This is a genomic window from Achromobacter sp. E1 (assembly GCF_037039475.1).
Classification (GTDB): Bacteria; Pseudomonadota; Gammaproteobacteria; order Burkholderiales; family Burkholderiaceae_B; genus Achromobacter; species Achromobacter mucicolens.
Map to the genome: position 1 here is coordinate 3,476,514 of NZ_CP146253.1, position 22,610 is coordinate 3,499,123.

The 22,610-nt window shown below is 64.9% G+C and carries 23 protein-coding genes; 2 read left to right on the forward strand and 21 right to left on the reverse strand.

Annotated features, from left to right (window positions below):
* Positions 1-4 precede the first annotated feature (4 nt).
* Genes V6V88_RS15990 through V6V88_RS16020 form a run of 7 tightly spaced genes read right to left on the reverse strand, consistent with a single transcriptional unit; the run spans position 5 to position 7,848 of the window.
* On the reverse strand, positions 5-1,159 hold the full coding sequence (locus tag V6V88_RS15990; RefSeq protein WP_338615600.1) for a thiolase family protein: 1,155 nt from the start codon (positions 1,157-1,159) through the stop codon (positions 5-7).
* Positions 1,156-3,000 (reverse strand): long-chain fatty acid--CoA ligase, encoded by a 1,845-nt coding sequence (locus tag V6V88_RS15995; protein ID WP_338615602.1) that lies wholly within the window; start codon positions 2,998-3,000, stop codon positions 1,156-1,158. The genes V6V88_RS15990 and V6V88_RS15995 overlap by 4 nt, the downstream gene beginning before the upstream one ends.
* The gene (locus tag V6V88_RS16000; protein ID WP_338615603.1) at positions 2,997-3,818 is read right to left on the reverse strand and encodes an ABC transporter ATP-binding protein; all 822 of its coding nucleotides are present in this window, start codon (positions 3,816-3,818) and stop codon (positions 2,997-2,999) included. The genes V6V88_RS15995 and V6V88_RS16000 overlap by 4 nt, the downstream gene beginning before the upstream one ends.
* 52 nt (positions 3,819-3,870) lie before the next feature.
* Positions 3,871-5,052 carry an ABC transporter substrate-binding protein gene (locus V6V88_RS16005; protein WP_056318909.1) on the reverse strand — a complete coding sequence of 394 codons (1,182 nt, stop codon included), beginning with the start codon at positions 5,050-5,052 and terminating at the stop codon, positions 3,871-3,873.
* A 52-nt stretch (positions 5,053-5,104) separates the two neighbouring features.
* Entirely contained in the window at positions 5,105-6,142 is a 1,038-nt protein-coding gene (locus tag V6V88_RS16010) for a branched-chain amino acid ABC transporter permease (RefSeq protein ID WP_142054751.1), read from the reverse strand.
* 3 nt (positions 6,143-6,145) lie between these two features.
* A complete protein-coding gene (locus V6V88_RS16015) occupies positions 6,146-7,024 on the reverse strand; it encodes a branched-chain amino acid ABC transporter permease (protein WP_062840739.1) in 879 nt (292 codons plus the stop codon).
* Positions 7,024-7,848 (reverse strand): ABC transporter ATP-binding protein, encoded by an 825-nt coding sequence (locus V6V88_RS16020; RefSeq protein WP_056318900.1) that lies wholly within the window; start codon positions 7,846-7,848, stop codon positions 7,024-7,026. Before V6V88_RS16020 ends, V6V88_RS16015 begins: the two co-directional genes overlap by 1 nt.
* 253 nt (positions 7,849-8,101) lie before the next feature.
* On the opposite strand from V6V88_RS16020, the gene V6V88_RS16025 reads away from it, so the two are divergent.
* Positions 8,102-8,905, forward strand: coding sequence for an enoyl-CoA hydratase-related protein (locus tag V6V88_RS16025; RefSeq protein WP_338615607.1), 804 nt, complete (start codon positions 8,102-8,104; stop codon positions 8,903-8,905).
* Between the two features lie 2 nt (positions 8,906-8,907).
* Here the strand turns inward: V6V88_RS16025 and V6V88_RS16030 are convergent, their stop codons facing one another.
* The 3 genes from V6V88_RS16030 to V6V88_RS16040 are packed head-to-tail and all read right to left on the reverse strand — an operon-like array spanning position 8,908 to position 11,896.
* Entirely contained in the window at positions 8,908-9,693 is a 786-nt protein-coding gene (locus V6V88_RS16030; RefSeq protein ID WP_223575964.1) for an enoyl-CoA hydratase/isomerase family protein, read from the reverse strand.
* The gene (locus V6V88_RS16035; protein ID WP_223575965.1) at positions 9,690-10,919 is read right to left on the reverse strand and encodes a CaiB/BaiF CoA-transferase family protein; all 1,230 of its coding nucleotides are present in this window, start codon (positions 10,917-10,919) and stop codon (positions 9,690-9,692) included. Before V6V88_RS16035 ends, V6V88_RS16030 begins: the two co-directional genes overlap by 4 nt.
* Positions 10,920-10,921: 2 nt before the next feature.
* A complete protein-coding gene (locus V6V88_RS16040) occupies positions 10,922-11,896 on the reverse strand; it encodes a tripartite tricarboxylate transporter substrate binding protein (protein ID WP_223575966.1) in 975 nt (324 codons plus the stop codon).
* A 125-nt stretch (positions 11,897-12,021) separates the two neighbouring features.
* Here V6V88_RS16040 and V6V88_RS16045 point away from each other — a divergent pair, with 125 nt between their 5' ends.
* Positions 12,022-12,963: a LysR substrate-binding domain-containing protein gene (locus V6V88_RS16045; RefSeq protein WP_062840735.1), complete on the forward strand. Its 942-nt coding sequence runs from the start codon at positions 12,022-12,024 to the stop codon at positions 12,961-12,963.
* Positions 12,964-12,966: 3 nt separating this feature from the next.
* Here V6V88_RS16045 and V6V88_RS16050 read toward each other — a convergent pair whose 3' ends face one another.
* The 11 genes from V6V88_RS16050 to uvrB all read right to left on the reverse strand — a co-directional run bounded on the left by V6V88_RS16050 (position 12,967) and on the right by uvrB (position 22,551).
* Complete coding sequence (locus V6V88_RS16050; RefSeq protein ID WP_056318885.1) at positions 12,967-13,851, reverse strand: methylglyoxal synthase; 885 nt, start codon at positions 13,849-13,851, stop codon at positions 12,967-12,969.
* A gap of 166 nt (positions 13,852-14,017) precedes the next feature.
* Positions 14,018-14,212 (reverse strand): Fe-S cluster assembly protein IscX, encoded by a 195-nt coding sequence (gene iscX, locus V6V88_RS16055; protein ID WP_223575967.1) that lies wholly within the window; start codon positions 14,210-14,212, stop codon positions 14,018-14,020.
* Positions 14,212-14,553, reverse strand: a complete 342-nt coding sequence (gene fdx, locus V6V88_RS16060) for an ISC system 2Fe-2S type ferredoxin (protein WP_056318881.1) — start codon at positions 14,551-14,553, stop codon at positions 14,212-14,214. The genes iscX and fdx overlap by 1 nt, the downstream gene beginning before the upstream one ends.
* Before the next feature lie 9 nt (positions 14,554-14,562).
* A complete protein-coding gene (hscA, locus tag V6V88_RS16065) occupies positions 14,563-16,425 on the reverse strand; it encodes a Fe-S protein assembly chaperone HscA (RefSeq protein ID WP_223575968.1) in 1,863 nt (620 codons plus the stop codon).
* Positions 16,426-16,496: 71 nt separating this feature from the next.
* Positions 16,497-17,009: a Fe-S protein assembly co-chaperone HscB gene (gene hscB / locus V6V88_RS16070; protein ID WP_152384759.1), complete on the reverse strand. Its 513-nt coding sequence runs from the start codon at positions 17,007-17,009 to the stop codon at positions 16,497-16,499.
* A gap of 3 nt (positions 17,010-17,012) precedes the next feature.
* Entirely contained in the window at positions 17,013-17,336 is a 324-nt protein-coding gene (iscA, locus tag V6V88_RS16075) for an iron-sulfur cluster assembly protein IscA (protein ID WP_056318874.1), read from the reverse strand.
* A 2-nt stretch (positions 17,337-17,338) separates the two neighbouring features.
* On the reverse strand, positions 17,339-17,743 hold the full coding sequence (gene iscU / locus V6V88_RS16080; RefSeq protein ID WP_056318871.1) for a Fe-S cluster assembly scaffold IscU: 405 nt from the start codon (positions 17,741-17,743) through the stop codon (positions 17,339-17,341).
* Positions 17,744-17,776: 33 nt separating this feature from the next.
* Positions 17,777-18,988: an IscS subfamily cysteine desulfurase gene (locus V6V88_RS16085; RefSeq protein WP_056318868.1), complete on the reverse strand. Its 1,212-nt coding sequence runs from the start codon at positions 18,986-18,988 to the stop codon at positions 17,777-17,779.
* A 21-nt stretch (positions 18,989-19,009) separates the two neighbouring features.
* A complete protein-coding gene (iscR, locus tag V6V88_RS16090) occupies positions 19,010-19,549 on the reverse strand; it encodes a Fe-S cluster assembly transcriptional regulator IscR (RefSeq protein ID WP_056318865.1) in 540 nt (179 codons plus the stop codon).
* 192 nt (positions 19,550-19,741) lie between these two features.
* A complete protein-coding gene (locus V6V88_RS16095) occupies positions 19,742-20,233 on the reverse strand; it encodes a low molecular weight protein-tyrosine-phosphatase (RefSeq protein ID WP_006386176.1) in 492 nt (163 codons plus the stop codon).
* Positions 20,234-20,484: 251 nt separating this feature from the next.
* The gene (gene uvrB, locus V6V88_RS16100) at positions 20,485-22,551 is read right to left on the reverse strand and encodes an excinuclease ABC subunit UvrB (RefSeq protein WP_223575970.1); all 2,067 of its coding nucleotides are present in this window, start codon (positions 22,549-22,551) and stop codon (positions 20,485-20,487) included.
* Between the last annotated feature and the right edge of the window lie 59 nt (positions 22,552-22,610).

The window sequence follows — 22,610 nt, forward strand, 5'->3', positions numbered from 1 at the left end:
CAGGTCAAACCCTCTGGATGATGGTCGCGGTCGCCATGCCGTGGCCGATGCACATGAGCTGCATTCCCAGCTCGCCTTCGGTCGCCTCCAGCCCCGCCAGCATCTTGGCCATCAGGCCCGCGCCCGTGGCGCCCAACGGATGGCCGTGCGCAATCGCGCCGCCCCACGGATTCACGCGCGTCAGGTCCGCGCCCAGTTCGCGCTGCCAGGCCAGCACCACGCTTGCAAAGGCCTCGTTGATCTCGATCCAGTCGATGTCCTCCAGCGCCAGGCCCGCGCGCGCCAACGCCTGCTGCGCCGCGGGGACCACGCCCGTCAGCTGCATCACGGGGTCCGAACCCGCCACCACCCGCGCCAGGAAGCGCGCCCGGGGCCGCAAGCCATCGGCCAGCGCCGCGTCCTTGTCGCCCAGCAGCACCGCCGCCGCGCCATCGGCGAGCTGGCTGGCGTTGGCCGCCGTCACGCCGCCCTCTCCCGGCGCGCGCATCGCGGGCGCCATGGCCGCCATCCGGGCGGCGTCCGTCGTTTCGCGGATGCCTTCGTCGCGGCGCGCGGCTTGCGCCGGGCCCGGCAGCAGCTCGGCATGCAGCCCAGCGCTGGCCGCCGCCCACGCGCGCGCGTGACTCTCGCGCGCCCATGCGTCCATGTCGGCCTGCGACAGTCCCCATTGGCTGGCGATGCGCTCGGCGCTCTCGATCTGGTGAATCAGCGGATAACGCGCTAGCAACGCCGGGTTCAGCGATTCGAATCCCCGGAATTCGCTTTGGCCCAGCGTCACGTCCAGGAACATCGGCACGCGGCTCATGCTCTCGACGCCGCCCGCGACCACATAACGCATGTCGCCCGCCGCGATGGCCTGCGCGCCAAAATGCACGGCCTGCTGGCTGGATCCGCACATGCGGTTCAGCGCCACCCCCGGCACGCACTCGGGCAGCCCGGCAAGCATGGCGGCCAGTCTGCCGATGTTGGCGCCCTGCTCGCCCGCCTGGCTGACGCAGCCCGCGATCAGGTCCTCAACCTTGTCGCCCGGCAGGCCCGCGCGCGCCAGCAGCGCGTGCACGGTGTCCGCCAGCAGCGAGTCGGGCCGGGTCTCGGCCCACCATCCCCCGCGACGCCCGAACGGCGTGCGCACGGCTTCCAGGATCACGGCTTGGTTCATGCCGTCGTCTCCTCAACATAGAGCGATTCGATTTCGTTGGCGTAGGCGCGGTAGATGCTGGCGCGCCGCACCTTCATCGTTGCAGTCACTTCGCCATCGTCGTGGTCCAGTTCCTTGGTCAGCAGATGGAAACGCTTGATCTGCGAGACGGGCGCCAGCCCGGCGTTGGCGCGCGTGACCTCCTGCTGGACCAGTTCGCGCACCTGCGCGCATTCCGCCAGCGACCGGAAATGCGTGAAGGCGATGCGGCGCGATTCGGCCCATTTGCCCACGGTGTCGAATTCCAGCTGGATCAACGCCGTCACGTACTTCCTGCCGTCGGCGATGACGATGCACTCTTTCACATACGGACTGCCCTTGACCGCGTTCTCGATCTCGGACGGCGTCAGGTTCTTGCCCCCCGCCGTGATCATGATGTCCTTGAGCCGGTCCACAATGCGCACGCGCCCGTCTTCCTGCGCCACGACGTCGCCCGTGTGCAACCAGCCGTCACGCACGGTGTCCGCGGTCGCCTCCGGGTTCTTGTAGTAGCCCTGGAACACCATGTCGCCACGCACCAGCAGTTCGCCGGATTCGCCGATGCGCCATTCCACGCCCAGGATCGCCTCGCCCACCGTGCCCACCTTCACGCGGTCCGGATGCTGTCCGAAGATCATGCCCGCCGACTCCGTCAGGCCATACACCTCGATCAGCGGCACGCCCAGCGTGCGAAAGTAGCGCACCACGTCCGGCGGAATCGGCGCGGCGCCTGTCATCGCCACCCGCACACGACGCAGGCCAATAAAATTCTGCAGCGCGCGCAGCACCAGCCAGTACCACAGCCAATGCGTCAGCCGCTCGCCCACGCGATACTGCGCGGGGGATTTCTCCAGAAACGGCGCACACTGTGCCAGCGCCTTGCGGTACAGCCACTGCTGCAACCGGCCGGCCTCCTGCATCTTGATCGAGATCGCGGCGTGCAGTTTTTCCCAGATACGGGGCACGCCCAGGAAAATCGTCGGCGCGACTTCGCGCAGGTCCTCCTGCACGGTGCGCAGCGACTCGCCAAAATTCACCTGCGTGCCCAGGTAGATGGGCACGAACGTGGACAGCATCTGCTCGGCAACGTGACACAGCGGCAGGTACGACAGGTGCACGCTGGACGCATCCATCGACAGGCGATCGGCGATGCCCGGCGCCACGCCGCGCATGTTGCGGTAGCTCAGCATCGCGCCCTTGGGCTTGCCGGTGGAGCCCGACGTGTAGATCATCAGCCCGGTGTCGTCCAGGCGCTGCCCGTCCAGCATCGTGTTCAGCGCGGCCAGCTCCACGGTTTCGCGCTGGCCGCCATCGGCCTCGACTTCGGCAAAGGTCACGATGCGCGCCCGATCCGCCGCGCCATACGCGCGCAGACCCTTCGTTTCAATGACCACGATGCGGCGCAAATTCGGCAGCCGGTCCGCCACGTGCAGCACCTTGTCGGTCTGCTCCTGGTCTTCGCAGACCACCAGTTCGACGTCCGCATGCGCCAGCACGTAGCCCATTTCTTCGGCCGGGCTGGTCGAATAGACGCCCACCGCCACGCCGCCGGCCGCGCACGCCCCCATCTGCGTCAGCAGCCACTCCACCCTGTTGTCCGAGACGATCGCAACCCGGCCGCCCGCGCTGAGCCCCAGCGCGCGCAGTCCCAGCCCCACGCGGCATGCGCGCTGCCAGTACTGGTCCCAGGTCAGCGGCTTCCAGATGCCAAAGTCCTTTTGCCGGATGGCAACCGCCGATGGCTGGCGGCGCGCCTGCTCGCGCAGCATCTGCGGCAGCGTCAGTTCAGGCCAGGCGCCCGGATCCCTGTGCGCGTCCATCATGACAGCCAGCGCTTGCGGCGCTTGTAGTGCTTGATGTCGCGAAAGCCCCTGGCCTCGCCCGTTCCGCCCACGCCCAGATAGAACTCGCGCACGTCGGGGTCCGCCGCCAGCTTGTCGGCCGAACCGTCGATCACCACCTTGCCGGTCTCCATGATGTAGCCGTAATGCGCCACCGCCAGGGCAACCGAAGCGTTCTGCTCCACCAGCAGCATCGACACCCCCTGTTCGATATTGATGCGCGCGATGATCGAAAAAATGCTCTCGACCAGCATGGGCGACAGGCCCAGCGATGGCTCGTCCAGCAGCATCAGCGTGGGCTGCGCAATCAGCGCGCGTCCGATGGCCAGCATCTGTTGTTCCCCGCCGGACAGATAGCCGGCCAGTCCGCGCCGCCGCTCGAAAAGCCGCGGAAAGTAGCCGTAGACCAGATCGAAGTCCGCGCGCGCGGCGGGCCTTCCGGTCAGCGCATAGGTTGCCGCCACCAGGTTTTCTTCGACGGTCAGGTCTTCGAACACGCGGCGCCCTTCCATCACGTGCGCCAGGCCCGACCGCACCAGGTTCTGCGGCTTGACGCCCGCCGTGTCGCCGCCAGCGAACACGATCTGGCCGCGCACCAGTTCCCCATCCTCCAGGTCCAGCAGACCGGATACCGCCTTGAGCGTGGTGGATTTGCCAGCCCCGTTGCTGCCCAGCAGCGCGACGATGCTGCCGGCCGGCACCGACAGGGACAAGCCGCGCAGCACCTGCACCGCCTTGTTGTAGACGACCTCGATGTTGTTGATGTCGAGCACCGCCTTGGGCGGCGCGGCGGCGTTCATGCCTGAACGAACGCCCTGTCCTGCCACGTCCTGTCCCTGGTTCACGGCAGCCTCACTTGAGCACGATCCAGTCGGACGCCGGCACCATCTGCTTTTGCTTGACGTCCGCGCGATAGATCCGGCCCACCGGGATGGAGTTGCCCTTGATGGTGATCGGCACGCCGATCAGCCCGCCCGTATCGAAATCCTTGATGCCATCCAGAGAGGCCTTCATGTTGGCGGCGGTCAGCTCCTTGCCCGCGTCCAGCGTGCGCTTGGCGACTTCCGAAAACAGCATGGCAGCCAGGAATCCCTGCATGTAGCCCGTGCTCTGGTACTGCGGCCGCATTTCGCGGATCTTCTTGAGCATCGGCGCGTCGGCGGCCTGATCGTAGTAGTAGCGGTACGGCATCACGCCCATGAAGCCTTCGGCGTCCTCGCCCATCTGCATCACGGTCGAGTTGTCCATCGTCCAGAACGTACCCATGTAGCGCGTCTTCAGGCCCATGCGCTTGCCCTGCCCCACAAACTCGGGAATTGGCGCCAGCACGTAGCCATGGAAGATGGTGAAGTCAGGGTCGGCGCGGCGCAGCTTGATGACCTCGGTCGACACGTCCACGCTGCCCGGCGGCGTCATGATCTCGGTAGCCACCTTCAGGCCCAGCTTTTCGGCCACCGCACGCGAACTGGCGATCGGATCGCGTCCGAACTCCGTGTCCGAATACACGAACGCCACCTTGGCGCCCGGCTGTTCCTTGGCGATGTAGCGCAGCAGGATCCCGAACATCTCGGTGTAGTCGGGCCCCAGCATGAACTGCGCGGGATACTTGGCCGGATCGTTCAGCTCGGTCGCGAAGGACGCGCCCGTCATCAGGATGTCGCCCGTGCGGTTCAGCTCGGCATTGATGGTCTTGGAAAAGCCGGTCGAATCGCCGTAGTAGAAGTTGACCTTGTTCTGGCTGGTGATCTTCTTGAACGCCGCCACCGACGCATCCACCTTGTAGGCCGTGTCCTCGGGCACATAGCGCAGCTTGCGGCCCTTGATACCGCCCTGGTCGTTGATGATCTTCACGTAGTCCGTGATCCCGGCGTGGATGCCCTGCCCGGCAAAGGCAAACACGCCACTCAAGGGAATCGAGCCGCCCAGCACCAGGTCCTCGGCCGCCTGCGCCGCGGGCGCCGCCGCCAATGCCGCCGCCAGGCCCAACGGGGCCAACAACCTCGATAAACCGCTGCCTATCCGGATGCGCTTCATGGTTTGTCTCCTGGGTCTTATGGGTGGCCGCCGTCACGCCGCACGCATCGCGCTACGTACGGAAAGGCCAGAGGTGAAAGAATCGGCGCACGCGCCGCCAGATTTCCGCGAGCCCGTGCGGCTCGAAGATCAGAAAGCCCACGATCAGCAGGCCGAAAACGATGGTGCGCACCGGTGAGATCAGCCGCAGCGCATCGCCGCCCACGGGCAGCCAGCCGACAACAAGCTTCAGAAACTCCGGCACCATCGTCATGAAAAGCGCGCCCAGGATGGATCCCAGGATCGAGCCCATGCCGCCCACGATGATCGCCGCCAGAAAGAAGATCGACATGATGAGCGGAAAGCTCTCGGGCGTGACCACCCGGAAAAAATACGCCCACAGACCGCCCGCCACGCCGGCATAGAACGAGGACAGCCCGAACGACAGCAGCTTGTAGCGCAACAGGCGGATGCCCAGCACCTCGGCGGAAATGTCGCGGTCGCGGATCGCGATGAACGCGCGGCCGATGCGGGTGCGAAACAGATTCGCCGCGCCCAGCACCATCAACACGGTCACGGGCACGATCAGCCAATAGATCTTGAAGGACGTATCCAGGTCCAGCCCCAGGATGCGCGCCGGCGGCACCTGCAATCCCGAGGTGCCGCCCGTGAATTGCCAGTTCGCAAAGATGAAGTGCGCGATGAACGACGCGGCAATCGTCGAGATCGCCAGGTACAGTCCCTTCACCCGCAGCGAGGGAATACCCACCAGCAGGCCGCCCAACATCGCCACCACGCCACCCGCCAGCAGATTCACCAGGACCGGCGTGCCCAGGTGCAGCTCCATGACTGCGACCGTGTACGCGCCAAGGCCCATGAACGCCGCCTGCCCCAGGCTGACCAATCCGGTATAGCCGGTCAGGATGTTTAGCCCCGTCGCGCTGGCGATGTTGATCGCGACCAGGCACGCAAGATAAAGCCAATAGGCATTCGCCACGAAGGGAAACAGAACAAGCGAGGCCGCCAGCAGCGCCAGCCACACATGCTGCGTGCGCGTGTCGAAAAGCGCCTCGTCGGCCAGGTACGTCTGTTTGGCGGTCGCGATACGCATGGATCAGAGCCTCTCGATTTCACGGGTGCCGAACAGGCCGTAGGGCCTGGCCATCAGCACCACGACCAACACCACGAACGTGGCCAGCAGCTTGTACTCGCCGCCCAGATACGCGCCCGCCCAGGCCTCCAGCAGGCCGATGAAGATGCCGCCGACCAGCGCGCCCGCGACGCTGTCCAGGCCGCCGACGATCACCACCACCAGCACCGACAGCCCGAACACGCCCATCGACGACGAGATCCCGCCGATCGCGCCCACGATCACGCCGGACACCGCGGCGATGGCGCCCGCCGTCACCCACGCCAGCGAAAACACGCGCGGCACATTGATGCCCATTGCATAGGCCGCGCCCTGGTCCGACGCCGTCGCACGCAGCGCCACGCCGCCGCGCCAGTAGCGAAACACCACCAGCACCAAAAGCGCCAGCACCACCGCCACCCAGAAGCCGTAGAACACCTTGGGCGCCACGAACGCCTCGCCCACCATGACTGGCGCGCGCGGCATGAATTCCGGCAGGCGCCGCTGGTCCGCCGTCCAGATAAGCTCGACTGCGCCGACCAGTATCGACGCCAGACCCACGGTAATCATGAAGACAGAGATCGGCGATTCGCCCAGCATCGGACGTATGGTCAGCCGCTCGACGACGGCGCCCAGCGCGCCCGACACCACGACCGCGCCCGCGATGGCCAGCCAGATCGGCCACTCCATCCCCGATGCGAACGCATAGAACACGTATGCGCCGAGCATCAGGAATTCGCCAATGGCGATGTTCACCACGCGGGTCGCCTTGTAGACGATCACGAACGCCAGCGCGGCCAACGCATACAGGCCGCCGCTGCCCAGTCCCGCCAGCGACACCTCCAGGAAGAACAGCCAGTCCATCAGGCCGCCTCCCGCAGCCGCCGCCGCAAATCGCCCACGTCGCCCGCGCCCAGATACGCCTTGATGACTTCCGGATTGGACTGCACCTGCGCCGGCGTGCCGTGGGCAATCACCTGCCCGAAGTTCAGCACCACGACGTGATCGGACAGGTCCATCACCATGCCCATGTCGTGCTCCACCATCAGCACCGTCACGCCCCACTCGGCGCGCGCATCCAGGATGAAGCGCGCCATGTCGTCGGTCTCTTCGCGGTTCATGCCCGCCACGGGCTCGTCCAGCATCAGCACCTTGGGCTGCATCGCCAGCGCCCGCGCCAGCTCAACCCGCTTTTGCAGCCCATACGACAGCGCCGCGACCGGCGCGTGGCGGATGTGATCGATCTCCAGGAAATCGATGATGCGTTCTTCGATGTCCGCCCGCAGCGCCATCTCCTCGCGGCGCGCGCGGCCCAGGTAAAAAAGCGCATCCAGCACATTGGTGCGCAGGTGCGCGTGGCGGCCCAGCTTGATGTTGTCCAGCACTGTCATGCCGCGAAACAGCGCAATGTTCTGGAAGCTGCGCGCCAGACCCAGCTTGGCGCGATCGGGCGCGTGCATGCGTGTGATGTCGCGGCCCTCGAAGTGGATCCGTCCCGCCGCGGGCTTGTAGAAACCGGAGATCGTGTTGAACAGCGAGGTCTTGCCGGCGCCATTCGGACCGATGACCGTGGTGATGGAGCCCTGCTCCACGCGAAAGCCCACGTCGGTAAGCGCCTTGACGCCGCCAAACGCCAACGTCACCCCATCGGCCTGCAACAAGGCAGGCCTGTCGGACTGATCCACCATTTGTCTCCCCGCTTTGATGCGAAGTTATTTTGCCGCCTGGGGCGGACATTTTTTTCGACGGTGAACCTGGCGGCCCTGCGAGGCAGGAGATGCAACGAACCTGTCTTTACCTTCGCCAGTACAGCGCCGGAAAATCGTTCTATGCGTTACGCTAAGCGTGCTCAAAACCCAACCAAGCAAGCGCTTGGTTCAGAACATAGCATCGCGGTTTTTTGATCGACAGTTGGTATTTACCCGACAACGGAGACTCGCCATGACCCAGGAACCACCGAAGTTCCAGACGCTGTTGCTCGAGACCGACGGCCCCGTCGCCACGCTCACCCTCAATCGCGCGGACGCGCTCAACGCCATCGACGTGGCCATGGCGGGCGACCTGTTGCGCGCCGCGCAGTGGATCGAAACGTGCGACGTGGTGCGCGTCGTGCTGCTGCGCGGCACGGGCAAGGCATTCTGCGCGGGCGGAGACATCGGCATGTTCACCGGAGAGCCCGACAAGGTGCGCGCCACGCTGTCGGAACTGTTCACGCCGCTCAATGCATTCGTTGCGCGCATCCCGCGCATGGACAAAGTCTGGCTCGCGCAGGTTCACGGCGTGGCGGCGGGCGCGGGCTTGTCGCTCGTCCTGGCATGCGACCTCGCAGTCGCCGATGCGGGCGCGCGCTTCATGACGGCCTACCTGAAGCTCGGCGCGACGCCCGATGCCGGCATGACGCATGGCCTCATGCGCGCCGCCGGCCCCAAGCGCGCACTCGATCTCCTCTTGCGTCATGACGCCTTCACGGCCGACGAGGCGCAGGCCTGGGGCATCATCACGCGCACCGCGCCTGCCAGCGAACTTGCTGCCGCGGGGCAAGCTTATGCCCAAGACATCGCCCGCCACGCGCCGCACGGCATTGCGGGCGCCAAGGCATTGCTGCGCAGCGCCGCGCACGCGCCGCTGGAAGCCCAGTTGGCCGAGGAAACGTCGCGCTTCCTGCAGTCGGCCGCACGCGCCGATTTCGCCGAAGGCGTGGCGGCGTTCCGCGAAAAGCGGCCGCCCCGTTTTACCGGCCAATAGCGTTAGCGCGTTTCGCCGACGCTTGCCCAGTCAGGCGCCCGCTTCTGCACGAAGGCGCTCAAGCCTTCGCGCGCCTCGGGCGTGGCCGCGGCGTTGCAGAACACTTCCACCGCCGTGGCCACCCGGCGCCGATACTCGTTGTCGTTGCTGTACACGAACGCGCGCCGGCCCATCGCCAGGACCTCCGGCGGCTTCTGCGCCAGCGACCGAGCCAGCGTGCGCGCCTCGTCCAGCAGTTCGGCTTCGGCGGCGACACGCGACACCAGCCCCATCGCCTGCGCCTCGCCGGCACTGAACGTGCGGCCGGTAAAGAGCAGATCGAACGCCCGATGCTTGCCCACCACCGCCGGCAGATGCACGTAATGAATGGCGGGCAGCACGCCCACGTCGATCTCCGGGTAGCCAAACGTCGCGCTGTCGGCGGCCACGGTCATGTCGCTGGAAATCGCCACCGTCATGCCGCCGCCGCGCACGGCGCCAGATACCACCGAAATCGATGGTTTGGTCAGGTTGAACTGCGCGTCATACAGCTTGATGTAGAGCCGGGTCAGCAACTCCCGCACGCGCGCGGGCGTGCTTTGCAGCAGCTGCTTCATGTCCAGTCCGGCGCAGAATCGCCCGGGCAGGCTGCTGGCCAGCAGCACCGCCCGCACGCCCGCATCCGCATTCGCCTTTTCCAGCGCACTAATCAGCGCGTCCAGCACACCCACGTCCAGCGCGTTGACGGGCGCATGGCATAGATGGATTTCGGCGATGCCATCGCGGACTTCGTAACGCACCGGATTCATGCCGTTCCTTTATCGAAGGGGTGCTGCTGCACGCTGCCACTAACCAGCATCGCGGCAATCTCGCTTGCCTCAAAGCCCAGCTCCGCCAGGATTTCACGGCTGTGCTCGCCCAACATCGGCGCGGGCCGCGCGGCCTTGCGCGGCTGCCGCCCAAAACGCACGGGCAGACCTATATTGCGCACTTCGCCTAGCGCCGGATGCTCGGTCGTCACGATCAGTTCGCGCGCCGCGACCTGCGGATGCGCCAACGCCTGGTCCAGCGTATGGATCGCCGAACACGCGATTCCCTTTGGCTTTAGCAATGCCAGCCATTGCGCCACCGACCGCGTTTCGATGCGCGACTGCACCAGGGCGACGGTCGCGTCAAAGTTGCGGACTCGCTCGGCATTGGTCGCAAACGCCGGATCGTTCACATATTCCTGCAACCCCGCCGCCGCGCAGAAGCGCTGCCACTGCGCGTCATTGCCCACACCCAGCATGAGGTCGCCATCGGACGCGCGAAACGCCTGGTACGGACACATGGCGGGATGGCCCGTGCCCATCCGGCGCGGCACCTTCCCCGTGCGCCAATAATTCTGCGCCATGTAAGACATCAGCCCCAGCGACGTATCCAGCAGCGACACATCCAGGTATTGCCCCTTGCCCGTCTGCCCGCGCTCGAGCAGCGCTGCCAGAATGCCGCTCAGCGCAAACGATCCCGTGCCCAGATCCACCGGCGAAAAGCTGGCGCGCGCAAAATTGCCATCCGGCTCGCCCATCGTGCTGATCATGCCGCTGAAGGCCTGCAGCATGACGTCGTAGCCCGGCTCGTCGCCCATCGGCCCTTCACGGCCGTAGCCCGAGATCTCGCAATACACGAGACGCGGATTGAGGCGGCTCAGCGTCTCGTAATCCACGCCCAGGCGCGCCGCGGTCTTGCCGCCAAACCCCTGCAGCACGACATCGGCCTGGCCGGCCAGTCGATGAACCACCGCCCGCCCCGCTTCGGTCTTCAGGTCCACCGCGAGGCTGCGCTTGTTGTGATTGACGGCCAGGAACGTCGCGGACTCGCCGGCCTCCTGCGGCAGCCACGCGCGCGTGTCGTCGCCGGTGCCCACCGGCTCGACCTTGATCACGCGCGCCCCCAGTTCGCCCAGATACTGCCCGCACAACGGTCCGGCCAGCACCTTGCTCAGATCCAGGACCGTGATGTTCTTCAATGGCGTCATGCGATGCCTGCCTTCCATGTTCACTGCTCCGCCTTCAGCCCGATCGTCTTCGCCGCCTGCGTCCATTGCGCGGTTTCCTGCTTGAAGAACTCGTCAAGCTTGGCCGGCGCCACCTGGAAAGCCTCGGCGCCCCGCTCCTGCATGGCCTGGCGGTAAGCGTCGCTGGCCACCACCTTCGCGACCGCGGCACGCAGTTTCTGCACCACGTCATCGGGCGTGCCCGCGGGCGTCTGCAGCGCGAACCAGAATTTCAGATCCAGGGCGGGATAGCCCGCCTCCTTCAGCGTCGGCACATCCGGCAACAGCGGCGAACGCGCCGCCGACGTGATCGCCAACGCCTTGAGCCGGCCGCCTTGCACCTGGCCGATGCTGGTGGACATGCTGTCGAACAGAAAGTCGACCTGACCGCCGATCACGTCCGTCACGGCGTTGGCGCTGCCTTTGTAAGCCACGCCCACGGCCTGAAAATTAGCCAGTTTCTGCAGCGAGGCGCCATACACGTGCGGCGAGCTGCCCGGACCAAACGTGGCGTAGCTCAAGCCCTGCGGCGCGCTGCGCCCGCGCTCCACCAGTTCAGCCAGCGTCTTGACGGGCGTGCGCTCGGGGTTGACGACCAGCAGGTTCGGCATGGCGCCCGTCGTGCCAACCGGCACGAAATCCTTGGCCGGATGCATCTTTGCGCTGGGGTAAATCAACGGACTGATGGCCTGCATGGCCACCGTGTTGTGCATGAGCGTGTAGCCGTCGGCCGGGCCATTGAGCACGCTTTGATAGCCCACGTTCCCGCTCGCGCCCGGCTTGTTCTGCACGATGACCTGCTGGCCCAGTTCGCGCGCCAGCGGCTCGGCCACCAGGCGCGCGATGAAATCGGTCGGCCCGCCCGCGGAAAACGGCACGACCAGCGTGATGGGCTTGGCGGGCCAGGCATCTGCAAACGCGGGGGCCGACACCGCCGCCGAAGCAAGGCAGGCAGCGAATAGTTTGTTGAGCATCATGTTGTCTCCCGTGATTTTTCTTGGATGACGCTCATTATGGAAAGCGGATTGATATATTAGAAATACCGTTTAAATATGCAGGCCATAACAAAATTATGATGGCCCGCACCGTCCGGAGCCCTCTCATGTCCATGTCCATCCGTGCGATGCAGTGCTTTGTCGCCGTGGTTTCAACGGGTTCGATCAGCCGTGCGGCCACCGCGCTGCACGTGGCCCAACCGGCGCTCAGCCTGCTGATCCGCAACCTCGAGGAAGATCTGGGCGTCGTGCTGCTGCATCGCAGCGCGCGTGGCGTCACGCCCACCGCCGCCGGTTCACGGCTGCTGGCGCATGCGCGCGAGATCCTTGGCCGCATCGACGCGGCGCGCGCGGACGTGCGCGAAGACATCAACGCCCCGCGCGGAACGGTATCGCTGGCAATGTCGATGTCGATGGCCAAGCTGCTGACCGTGCCGCTCCTGCGCTTTTCCCTCGCCCAATGGCCGGGCGTCTATCTGAAGATCATCGAATCCAGCACCGGCTACATTCCCGGCTTTGTCAGCTCGGGGCACGCCGACCTGGGGCTCACGTTCAGCGACGAGGCGTCGGTCGACCTTCGATTTCAGCATCTGATCGACGAAGAGCTGGTGGTGGTGTCGCCGCCCGCGGCAAAGCCCAGCAAGCGCGCGGCATCGGATGTCGCTGGGCTACCGTCCATCAGCCTGCGCGCGTTGTCGGCGCTGCCGCTGGTGTTGCCAGGCAATCCGCATAGCCTGCGCCGGCTGCTAGACCAATACCAGCAGCGCGAACAGGTGCAATTTCGCATCATTGCCGAGGCCAACGCCATTCCGCAGCTCATCGAGCTGGCGCAGGCCGGCGTTGCCAGTACGATCCTATCCTACGAGGCCGTCCGCCAGGAAGCCGCGCGCGGCCTGGTCGTGCTCCGCCGGATCGCTAGGCCCAGGCTGACGCGTCCCGTCTTTCTGTGCCGTTCGGATGTCTTGCCGCTATCGATGGCGGCAGCGGCCGTCGCGGACCGCGTCGCTCGCATCATCACCGGCGCTGGCCCGGCCGCGACGCGCGCGTAGCGGTCAGATGCCGCGCTTTTCGACGGCTTGCGCCCAGCGGCGCGCGACGGTGGGAGACGTGGCGCAGGTGGCGGACTCGGTCACCACGCGCACCGCGCGTTCCAGCAACTGGATGTCGGCCTCGTGCTGGCGCGCGACGTGGGGGTCTTCGAAGAAGATGACGCGCTGGCATTGGTGCTCCAGCACCAATTCGGCAATCTGCGCATCGCCGCCCAGCGGGCCGCTGAGGTAACGGTGAACCCACGGCGTATCCTTGGGCCAGCCGCGCGACCAGGCCAGCTCGTTCAGGCGGCCGCCCGTCGTGCCCGTGGCCACGCGCCGCGCAAACCGGGACAGCACATCGAAGTGCTCGCTGGCAAAGGCCACCATTTCGTCCTTGAGCGCATCGTGGGCGATCATCGCCAGCGTCTGGCCCGAGAAATTGAAATGGCGCGACACGGACGCGTCCGGCGCCAGCCCCGCATGGATGCGTTCGACCTCCATCCACTCGATGGCGCCGGCCAACGTCGAAATGAAAGGCCGGCCGTGCGTGATGCACTGCCGCTTGAGCGCAAGCGCTTCCGGAAAAATCGAGGACGGATCCACGGGATCGATCAGGTAGATCGCGCCATCGAACGGCGCCTGGCCATCGCGGCCTTCGGTCACGCGCGCCACCAGCTTCATCAGACCACCCTCGCGGCCGTACGGGTAGCGAATCAGGCCGGAGTAACCCTGCAGCATGCCCTCGCGCACGATCGCATCATGCGTGCGCCCCACCGTGTGCAACTGCACGCCCAGCTCGCGGATGGTGGACGAGCACGAACGCAGCCAGGTGAACAAGGCAGCGTCGGGGGTTTCGTGGTGCAAACGATTGGCGGCCAGGCCAAAACGCAGTTGGGCAGCGGGCATCGGTAGACTCGGCTGGAAAGGACAACAAACGGATCCCCGATGATACCGTGGCCTGCGCGACGCCGGCATGTCAAACACGGCGGCAGACCATCGCCGGCCAACGGCACGACGCGGCCGCGCCCAAAAAAAACGCTCCCGGAAAGGGAGCGCTCTAGGCAAATCACGTTCAGTCGGCTTCGTCGATCCAGGCCATCTGGATGGCCTCCAGGATCTTCTCGCCGCAGTGCGCGGGATCGTCGGTAAAGCCCGGCAAAGCCATGACCCAGTCGCGCAACTGCGTGAAGCGCAGCGCCTTGGGGTCGACGTCAGGGTGCGCGTCGTACAGCGCGGTGGCAATCTCGTAGGTGTCGGTCCACTTCATCAATGGCCCTCTTTGGCGTGATTGATCGTGTACTTCGGAATCTCGACCGTCAGGTCGGCGTCGCTTACCAGCGCCTGGCACGACAGCCGCGAAGTCGGGGTCAGGCCCCAGGCCTTGTCCAGCAGGTCTTCCTCGTCGTCCGTTGCGTCTTCCAGCGACGAATACCCTTGCTTGACCACCACATGACAGGTCGTGCAGGCGCACGACAGTTCGCACGCGTGCTCGATATCGATGTGGTTATCCAGCAGCACACGGCAGATCGACACACCCTTGGGCGCGTCTTCGATCACCGCGCCTTCGGGACAGTAGTCGGGATGAGGCAATACAGTCAGTTTCGGCATAACTTCTTATCAGGCGATTTCGTCAAGTTTGCGGCCGGCAAGCGCGGCGCGGATACTGCGGTCCATGCGGCGCGCGGCGAACTCATCCGTCGCGGCCGACAGGGCCTGCACGGCTTGGGTCACGGTGTCCACGTCCTGCGCCTGCTGCGCAGCAATGGCCCCTTGCAGGCATTCATCCACGCGCTTGCGTTCATCCGGGTCCAGCAGGTCGCCGTCGACGGCCAATGCGGCCTGCACCGATTCCACCAGCTGACGCGCATCCACCTGCTGCTCCCGCAACATGCGCGCCTTCGCATCGGTGTCGGCCTGCGCCACACTGTCGGCCAGCATCTTGGCGATCTCGTCGTCGGACAGTCCGTACGACGGTTTGACCGACACCATCGCCTCGACGCCCTGGCTTTGCTCGCGCGCGGTGACGCTCAGCAGGCCGTCCGCGTCCACCTGGAAAGTCACACGGATACGCGCCGCGCCGGCCACCATGGGCGGAATGCCGCGCAGTTCAAAGCGCGCCAACGAACGGGAATCCGACACCAGATCGCGTTCGCCCTGCACCACGTGGATGCTCATGGCCGTCTGGCCATCCTTGAAGGTCGTGAATTCCTGCGCGCGCGCGACCGGAATGGTGCTGTTGCGCGGGATGATGCGTTCGACCAGGCCGCCCATCGTTTCCAGACCCAGCGACAGCGGGATCACGTCCAGCAGCAGCCAGTCCTCGCCAGGCGCGCGGTTGCCCGCCAGCAGATTGGCCTGCAGCGCGGCGCCCAGCGCCACCACTTGGTCGGGATCGAGATCGGTCAGCGGCTCCGTGCCAAACACCTTGGCCACGGCAGCGCGCACGACGGGCATGCGCGTGGCCCCGCCAACCATCACCACGCCGCGCACGTCGGCGGGCTTGAGCGCCGCGTCGCGCAGCGCGCGACGCGCCGTGTCCAGCGTGCGCTCGATCAGCGGCTGGGCCAGGGATTCGAATTCGTCACGGGTCAGCGTCAGCGCGACCTCGCGTCCGCCCGACAGCGTCAGCTTCAGGCTCGTCACGTCGGAATCCGACAGCGTTTCACGCGCGGCGCGCGCGGCCATCAGCAGGCCCCGGCGCTCGGCGGGCGACAGCTCGCCCAAGCCCAGCTTCGCCACGGCATGGTCCGCGATCAGCACATCGAAGTCGTCGCCGCCAAGCGCCGTATCGCCGCCCGTGGAGATCACCTCAAACACACCCTGCGTCAGGCGCAGGATGGAGATATCGAATGTGCCGCCGCCCAGGTCATAAACTGCGTAAACACCCTCGGCAGCATTGTCCAGCCCGTAGGCAATCGCGGCCGCGGTCGGCTCATTCAAGAGGCGAAGAACGTTCAGGCCCGCCAAGCGCGCGGCGTCGCGCGTGGCCTGACGCTGTGCGTCATCAAAATACGCGGGCACGGTAATGACCGCACCCACCAGTTCGTCGCCGAGCACGTCTTCGGCGCGCTGGCGCAGCACCGCCAGGATCTGCGCGGACACCTCGACCGGGCTCAGATCGCCCTGCGCCGTGCGGATCCGCACCATGCCGGGGGCATCAACGAATTCATACGGCGCACGCGTCGCGCGCGCCTCTTCCAGCGACCGGCCCATGAAACGCTTCACGGACACGACCGTGTTCAGCGGATCCTCGGCTTGCTGCGCCAGCGGCTCACGGCCGGTCGTGACCTTGCCGCCAGGAAAATAACGCACTGCCGACGGCAGCAAGGCATGGCCTTGCGCGTCGGGCAGCACTTCGGCAACGCTGCTGCGCACGGCAGCAACCAGCGAATTGGTGGTACCCAGGTCAATCCCGACCGCCAGCTTGCGCTGGTGCGGCGCGGGCGATTCGCCGGGCTCGGATATCTGCAATAAGGCCATGATTCTTTTTTCTGGTCAGTTGGCCGCGCCGTGCAGGCGCCCGTGTCGGGCACGCCCCAGCGCGCCGTTGGCTATCCCGCGGGCTGCACGTTGGCCAGCTCCTGCGCCAGCTTTTCCACGAACATCCATTCCCGCACCTTGCGCCCGGCGGCCGCGTAATCGCGTTCCTCATCCAAGAGGCGCGTCAGCGTGGCTCGCATCTCGGCGCGCGCCGCTTCCAGCTCGGCTTGCAGCGTGTCCAGCACGCCGGCGTCATCGCGCGCATCGTCCAGCATCTCGCGCCAGGTCATCTGCTGCATCAGAAAGGCCGCGTCCATGGACGTGTTGCTTTCCGTCTGAAGGTCCACGCCCGCCTGCTCGCACAGGTAGCGCGCCCGCAGCAGCGGATCCTTCAGTTCACGATATGCCTCGTTGGCGCGGGCGGCCCACTGCATCGCCACGCGGCGCTCGGCAGGGCTGGCCGTCGCGAACCGGTCGGGGTGAACCTTCGCGGCGACGCTGCGCCAGGCGTGTTCAAGCGCCTGGCCGTCCAGGTCGAATCGTGCCGGCAAGCCAAACAGGCTGAAGTGATCGTCACCAGCCAAGGCTTACACCGTGAAAGACTCGCCGCAGCCGCAGGTCGCCTTCTCGTTGGGGTTGCGGAACTTGAAGCCTTCGTTCAGGCCCTCGCGGGCGTAGTCCAGCTCCGTGCCATCGAGATAGGAAAGGCTCTTGGGGTCAATGAAGACCTTCACGCCAAAACTCTCGAAGACGACATCTTCCGCCTCGACCTCGTCGACATACTCCAACTTGTAGGCCATGCCGGAACAGCCCGTCGTCCTAACGCCGAGCCGCAAGCCGATACCCTTTCCGCGCTTCTGCAAGTAGCGGCCGATATGGGTGGCAGCCTGTTGGGTCAGGGTAACGGACATGATCAGCCCGCCACAGCTTCGGCCGTGGCCGAATGCTTTTCTTTGTAGTTCTGCACCGCGGCCTTGATCGCGTCTTCGGCCAGGATGGAACAGTGCACCTTCACCGGCGGCAAGGCCAGCTCTTCGGCGATCTGCGTGTTGCGGATGCTCATCGCTTGATCCAGCGTCTTGCCCTTGACCCACTCGGTCACGAGCGAGCTGGAAGCGATGGCCGAGCCACAACCGTAGGTCTTGAAGCGCGCGTCTTCGATCACGCCAGCTTCGTTCACCTTGATCTGCAGCTTCATGACGTCGCCACAGGCTGGCGCGCCGACCATGCCGGTGCCCACCGACTCGTCCGACTTGTCGAACGAACCGACGTTGCGGGGATTTTCGTAGTGATCCAGAACTTTGGTGCTGTAAGACATGTTAATTCTCCACGTATTTCGAGGCGCGGGCGCTTAGTGCGCGGCCCACTGCACGGTGTTCAAGTCGATGCCTTCCTTGGCCATTTCCCACAGCGGCGACATATCGCGCAGCTTGCCAACCCGGCTCTTGATCAGTTCGACCGCAAAGTCCACTTCCTTTTCGGTCGTGAAACGACCCAGCGTGAAGCGGATCGAGCTGTGCGCCAACTCATCGTTGCGGCCCAGGGCGCGCAGCACGTACGAGGGCTCCAGGCTGGCGGACGTGCACGCCGAACCGCTAGACACAGCCAATTCCTTGATCGCCATGATCAGGGACTCGCCTTCGACGTAATTGAAACTGACGTTCAGGTTGTGCGGCACGCGCTGGTCCATGTCGCCGTTGAGGTAGACCTCTTCGATTTCCGACAGCCCCTTCCAGAGGCGGTCGCGCAGCATGCGGATGCGCTCGTTCTCGGTGCCCATTTCTTCGCGGGCCAGGCGGAATGCCTCGCCCATGCCGACGATCTGGTGCGTGGCCAGCGTGCCCGAGCGGAAACCGCGCTCATGGCCACCGCCATGCATCTGCGCTTCGATGCGGATACGCGGCTTGCGGCGCACATACAGCGCACCGATGCCCTTCGGGCCGTAAGTCTTGTGGGCCGAGAACGACATCAGGTCGACCTTCAGCTTTTGCAGATCGATTTCCACCTTGCCGGTCGCCTGAGCGGCGTCCACATGGAAGATGATGCCCTTTTCGCGGCAGATTTCGCCCAGCGTTTCCACGTCCTGGATCACGCCGATTTCGTTGTTCACCATCATCACCGACACGAGCACGGTGTCGGGACGCAGCGCAGCCTTGAAGACATCCAGGTCGATCAGGCCGTTGTCCTTGACGTTCAGGTACGTGACTTCGAAGCCTTGGCGCTCCAGTTCTCGACAGGTGTCGAGCACAGCCTTGTGCTCGGTCTTGACCGTGATGATGTGCTTGCCGCGTTCGGCGTAGAAGTTGGCTGCGCCCTTGATGGCCAGGTTATCGGATTCGGTGGCGCCAGAGGTCCAGACGATTTCGCGCGGGTCGGCATTGACCAGCTTGGCGACTTCTTCGCGGGCACGTTCGACGGCCTCTTCGGACTCCCAGCCAAACGCGTGGCTGCGCGAGGCGGGGTTGCCAAAGTTTTCGTACAGCCAGGGCACCATGGCGTCGACGACACGGGGGTCGACAGGCGTCGTGGCCGAATAATCCAGATAGATCGGACGGGTGGTCATTTCTACAACTCCTGATGCTTCTTATACGGTGGCGTTGGCAGCCACAGTCGTGGTCGGGGCGTTGGCGGCGGTCGCGCCTCCCACCCGGTTCACACGCACTGCGCAGGCCTGCGCTTGATTGGTGGCTTCCTGCAGTTGGCGCACACGCTGCTGATCAACGAGATCCTGCAGGGACACCGAATCCAGGTAATCCACCATCTTGCGATTCAACGTCGCCCAGAGTTCGTGCGTCATGCACTTGCCCGGCTTGCCGTCGTTGCCGCTCGTACAGTCCCGCTTGCCACCACAGCTGGTCGCATCCAGCGGTTCGTCGACGGCGAAGATGATGTCCGCGACCGTCACGTTGCGCGCCAGACGCGCAAGCGAATAACCGCCGCCCGGGCCGCGGACACTGTCCACGAGCTCGTGACGGCGGAGCTTGCCGAAAAGCTGTTCAAGATACGAAAGCGAGATGTTCTGACGCTGGCTGATGGCCGCAAGAGTGACCGGACCGCTATGCTGCCGCATAGCCAGGTCGATCATGGCAGTCACGGCGAAACGCCCTTTGGTAGTTAGCCGCATGGTGAATTCCCTGTGATTCCGGCAGTGGCCGCCAGCGAATCCAGCGGTCAATACCCGAGTAATTGGCTCAAGTATAGCCTATTCCCGACTAATTTGGTATGGCTCCGGGCTACAAAAAACCGCGCATCTGCGCGGTTTTTCACTGCCTTGTAGCTGAAGAGCCGCTCTGCGAGCGGCTCCACGACCATGCAATCAGGCAGCCTGGTACTGGGTAGCGCGCTTGCGGACCAATTCGAGGACGCCCTGACAGGCATCTTCCAGGTAATCCAGAACCTTGCCGAAGCCGTCGGCGCCGCCATAGTAAGGATCGGGCACGGTGGCTTCTTCGAATTCATTGGCGAAGCGCATCAGCAGCATCAGCTTGTGCTGGTATGCCTTGGGGCATTGCTGCTGCATGGCGGACAGATTGTCCCAGTCCATGGCGAGGATCAGATCGAAGTCACGGAAGTCTTCCGCGGTGACCTGACGCGCCTCGCAGTGAGTGATCTCGTAGCCGCGCTTGCGAGCTGCAGCCTGCGCCCGGGCATCAGGCGCCTCGCCAATGTGAAACGCGTGCGTACCCGCGGAGTCGATGCGAACGACATCGCCCAAACCCGCGTCATTCACCAAATGGCGAAACACGCCCTCTGCGCTCGGCGAGCGACAGATATTGCCCATGCAAACGAAAAGTACCTTGGTCATCATGGAAGCAAGTGTGCGGGAAAACCCGAGATAAGGCAAGCTTTTTTTGCGCCCGCGCAATTGACGCAGCGCAAATCGGAGGCCGGCATAACCACAACAAAATCATGGGGTTGCAAGCTTATACTCAGGTAACCATTGAGATGCAAACCGCGCAAAATTCCCGAATGGTTACACCATGATTGCAACGCACCACTTTTTGCGGCTATTCAGGAAACGGTAAGCGCGCAGACATGAATTGAAACATCCATAGCCCGCTACACCGCCCCGTCGAGCAGCACCCGCTGCTTGAGCGCATTGAGCGAATCCCGAGCCGCGGCCGCCTGCTCGAATTCGAGGTTGCGCGCGTGATCCATCATCAGCTTTTCCAGGCGCTTGATCTCGCGCGCCAGCGCCTTTTCGTCCTTCAGCAGTTCGGCGGGAACTGCGGCCTCCAACGTGTCGTGCTGGGCGGGCGCCACGATGCCGTCGATCAGCTCGCGCACGGCCTTCTGCACACCGCGAGCGGTGATGCCGTTGTCGAGGTTGAATTGCAGCTGTTTGGTGCGCCGGCGGGCAGTTTCATCCATGGCGCGCTTCATCGAGTCCGTGATCCGATCGGCATAGAGGATCGCGTGACCATTGAGGTTGCGCGCCGCGCGGCCGATGGTCTGGATGAGGCTGCGCTCCGAACGCAGGAAGCCTTCCTTGTCGGCGTCCAGAATGGCCACGAGCGACACTTCGGGAATGTCCAGCCCTTCGCGCAGCAGGTTGATGCCCACCAGCACGTCGAACGCACCCAGGCGCAAGTCGCGCAGGATTTCGACGCGCTCGACCGTATCGATGTCCGAGTGCAGGTAGCGCACCTTCACGCCATGCTCGCTCAGGAAGTCGGTCAGGTCTTCGGCCATGCGCTTGGTCAGCGTCGTGACCAGCACGCGATCTCCTTGCGCGACACGCGCCTTGATCTGTCCCAGCAGATCGTCCACCTGCGTCCGGGCGGGCAGCACCTGCACGAGCGGATCGACCAGCCCCGTGGGGCGCACCACCTGCTCCACGACGTTGTCCGCATGTTCTTGTTCGTACGCGGCCGGTGTTGCCGAAACGAACACGCATTGGCGCATCCGCGCCTCGAACTCTTCGAGCTTGAGCGGGCGGTTGTCCAACGCGGACGGCAGACGAAAACCGTACTGCACCAACGTCTCCTTGCGCGACCGGTCTCCGCGATACATGGCGCTGAGCTGGCCGATGGTCACGTGGCTTTCGTCGATGAACATCAGCGCATCGGATGGCAGGTAGTCGATCAGGGTCGGCGGCGGCTCGCCCGGCGCGGCGCCGGACAGATGGCGCGAGTAGTTCTCGATGCCCTTGCAGAATCCCAGCTCCTGCAGCATTTCCAGATCGAAGCGGGTACGCTGCTCCAGACGCTGCGCCTCGACCAGATGGCCGTCGTCAACGAAGCGCTTGACGCGCTCGCGCAGTTCTTCCTTGATGGTTTCGATGGCGCGCAGCACGGTGTCGCGCGGCGTCACATAGTGCGAACCGGGATAGACAGTGAAGCGCGGCAGTTTCTGGCGGATACGGCCAGTCAGCGGGTCAAACAATTCCAGGCTTTCGATTTCGTCGTCGAACAGCGTCACGCGCAACGCGAGCTCGGCGCTTTCCGCCGGGAAGATATCGATGGTTTCGCCCCGCACGCGAAACACCCCGCGCGTGAACTCCGCATCGTTGCGGGTGTACTGCATGGCGACCAGGCGCGCGAGAATCTCGCGCCGGGCGATCTGGTCCCCCGCACGCAGGATCAGCACCATCGCGTGATAGTCGCCGGGGTTACCGATACCGTAGATGCAGGACACGGTGCCCACGATGATCGTGTCGCGGCGCTCTAGCAGGCTCTTGGTGGCCGACAGCCGCATCTGCTCGATGTGTTCGTTGATGGACGAATCCTTCTCAATGAACAGGTCGCGCGTCGGCACGTAGGCCTCGGGCTGATAGTAGTCGTAGTAAGAAACGAAGTACTCGACCGCGTTCTTCGGGAAGAACTCGCGCATTTCGGCGTAGAGCTGCGCGGCCAGCGTCTTGTTGGGCGCAAGTACCAGCGCCGGACGGCCCATACGCGCAATGACGTTGGCCATGGTGTAGGTCTTGCCCGACCCGGTCACCCCCAGAAGCGTCTGGTACATGAGGCCGTCTTCGACACCCTGGGTCAGCCCTGCGATGGCCGTGGGCTGGTCTCCCGCCGGCGGATAGGGTTGGTAGAGATGAAACGGGCTGTCAGGGAAATCGACGAATCCCGGACCTGCGGCGGGAGCCCCCGCGCTCGGGTCTATTGCGCTCTTAGGCATGCTAGACTGTTCCAGGGTAAACCCCCCATTATCCACAGCACCTCGTACTGCGTCCACCC